The sequence below is a fragment of the Pseudomonas sp. NPDC089547 genome (assembly GCF_050280665.1).
Classification (GTDB): Bacteria; Pseudomonadota; Gammaproteobacteria; order Pseudomonadales; family Pseudomonadaceae; genus Aquipseudomonas.
Map to the genome: position 1 here is coordinate 1 of NZ_JBNNVS010000104.1, position 2,562 is coordinate 2,562.

Annotated in this window: 3 protein-coding genes; all 3 read left to right on the top strand. The window is 60.7% G+C overall.

Translation table 11 applies throughout. The annotated features are described in order from the left end of the window. Window positions 1–1,218, top strand: a 1,218-nt coding sequence (locus tag ACQKPZ_RS28105) for a ribonucleoside-diphosphate reductase subunit alpha (protein WP_427544538.1), incomplete at its 5' end; no start/stop codon positions are given. A 139-nt stretch (window positions 1,219–1,357) separates the two neighbouring features. Beyond that, a complete protein-coding gene (locus tag ACQKPZ_RS28110; protein ID WP_427544541.1) occupies window positions 1,358–1,486 on the top strand; it encodes a hypothetical protein in 129 nt (42 codons plus the stop codon). A gap of 533 nt (window positions 1,487–2,019) precedes the next feature. Then, window positions 2,020–2,562, top strand: a 543-nt coding sequence (locus ACQKPZ_RS28115) for a ribonucleotide-diphosphate reductase subunit beta (protein ID WP_427544544.1), incomplete at its 3' end; no start/stop codon positions are given.

Consider the following 2,562-nt stretch of genomic DNA (forward strand, 5'->3'; position numbering starts at 1 on the left):
CCGCTGGCCAACCCGGTGCGCGCCAAGGAGCGCCGCGACTGGATCCTCGGCCGCATGTACAAGCTGGGCAAGATCGACGAAGCCAGCTACCAGGCATGCACCGAGATCACCCTGAACACCAACAAGGACGAGATCGCGGTCTGCAACCTGGGCTCGATCAACCTGCCGAACCACATCGTCGACGGCAAGCTGGACACCGCCAAGCTGCAACGCACCGTGAACACCGCCGTGCGCATGCTCGACAACGTGATCGACATCAACTACTACTCGGTGCCGCAAGCGCGTAACTCGAACTTCAAGCACCGCCCGGTCGGCCTGGGCATCATGGGCTTCCAGGATGCGCTGTACCTGCAGCACATTCCGTACGGTTCCGATGCGGCCGTCGAGTTCGCCGACAAGTCGATGGAAGCGGTCAGCTACTTCGCGATCCAGGCTTCGTGTGACCTGGCCGACGAGCGTGGCGCCTACGAGACCTTCCAGGGGTCGCTGTGGTCCAAAGGCATCCTGCCACTGGACTCGCAACAGATCCTGATCGAAGCCCGTGGCCAGAAGTATATCGACGTCGACCTGAACGAAACCCTGGACTGGGCGCCGGTACGTGCCCGCGTACAAAAAGGTATTCGTAACTCGAACATCATGGCCATCGCGCCAACCGCGACCATCGCCAACATCACTGGCGTGTCGCAGTCGATCGAGCCGACCTACCAGAACCTGTACGTGAAATCGAACCTGTCGGGCGAGTTCACCGTGATCAACCCGTACCTGGTCCGCGACCTGAAGGCCCGTGGCCTGTGGGACTCGGTCATGATCAACGACCTGAAGTACTACGACGGTTCGGTGCAGCAGATCGAGCGTATCCCGCAAGAGCTGAAAGACCTGTACGCCACTGCGTTCGAAGTGGAAACCAAGTGGATCGTCGATGCTGCCTCGCGTCGCCAGAAGTGGATCGACCAGGCCCAGTCGCTGAACCTGTACATCGCTGGCGCTTCGGGCAAGAAGCTGGACGTGACCTATCGCATGGCCTGGTACCGTGGCCTGAAAACCACCTACTACCTCCGTGCCCTGGCCGCGACCAGCACCGAGAAGTCGACCATCAACACCGGCAAACTGAACGCCGTTTCCAGCGGTGGCGACAGCGCCCCGGTCCAGGCAGCCGGCCCTGCGCCAGTGCCGAAGGCCTGCGCGATCGACGAGCCTGACTGCGAAGCCTGCCAGTAAGGGCTAGATGCCGCGCGGGGTGCCCAAGGGTGCCCCGCGCGGCATTTTTGTATCTGCGTCACTGAGAAGCCCTGCCCTTTTCCCGCTGCGTATGCGGTTCGGTAAAAGGGCAGGACCTCTCTGAAAAGGACGCAAGCCCATGGCGCGGAAAAAAGTGGCAACTCGCAAGATTGGCCGTAACGCAGAAACCGGCCGCTTCACTTCGGTGGAGCAGGCACGCAAGCACCCCAAGACACACATTGTCGAAACGCTGCACACGACTCGTTAGCTGCAGATTGACGCGGTCCCTGTAGGAGCGGCCTTGTGTCGCGATGGGGTGCGAAGCGCCCCCACGATTTCAGCTTCGCAGCATGAATCGCCGGGGCCGCTTTACGGCCCTATCGCGACACAAGGCCGCTCCTACAAGGATCGCGAAAAACCAACATGATGTGCTTTTAAAAATAAACAGACACAACATGTAGTGCAATGCGCTTTTTGCCGCTACACTCCTTCCCCGTAGCAAACCACACAAACCCGGTGAACGGACGCATGCAATTCCGGTCGAAAAAGTTACCCTCGCCCGTAGAGACGCGCCCCGATCCAAGGCGAAATCCGATATACTTCGCCCCCTCTGAAAAGAGCACCATTCAATTGTCCTGGCCCCTCCCAGAGGCATGGCCAGGTACAAACAGAACACATTCAGATGTAAACGAGAGTCAGCCTCTCGAGCTGTCCATTCGCCGTAACGGCCTTGCGTCAGGCATCACACTCTTAAAAATCCAACCGGTTGCCCCAGGGCAACCCTCAAGCAGGAGCCAAACCATGCTGAGCTGGGACGAATTCGACAAAGAAGACGGCGAAGTAGCCGCCAAAGGCAACACCCCTGCGCAGGCCGCTGCCGCCGCCACCCTCGACAAGCTCGACAGCGCCGGTGGTGCCGCCGCCCTGGAAGCCCGTGCAGCTACTGCTTCTGACTCCGAAGCGGTCAAACGTGCCAAGGCCGCCCTCGACGCCCTCGACGTTGCCGAAGGCCTGGCCGAGCTGGAAGGTTCCTCTGCCCGCGTTGCGGTAGACGAAAAGCGCATGATCAACTGCCGTGCCGACCTGAACCAGCTGGTACCGTTCAAGTACGACTGGGCCTGGCAGAAGTACCTGGACGGCTGCGCCAACCACTGGATGCCGCAAGAGGTCAACATGACCGCCGACATCGCCCTGTGGAAGAGCCAGGATGGCCTGACCGAAGACGAGCGCCGCATCGTCATGCGCAACCTCGGCTTCTTCTCCACCGCCGACTCGCTGGTTGCCAACAACCTGGCCCTGGCGGTGTACCGCCTGATCACCAACCCGGAGTGCCGCCAGTACATC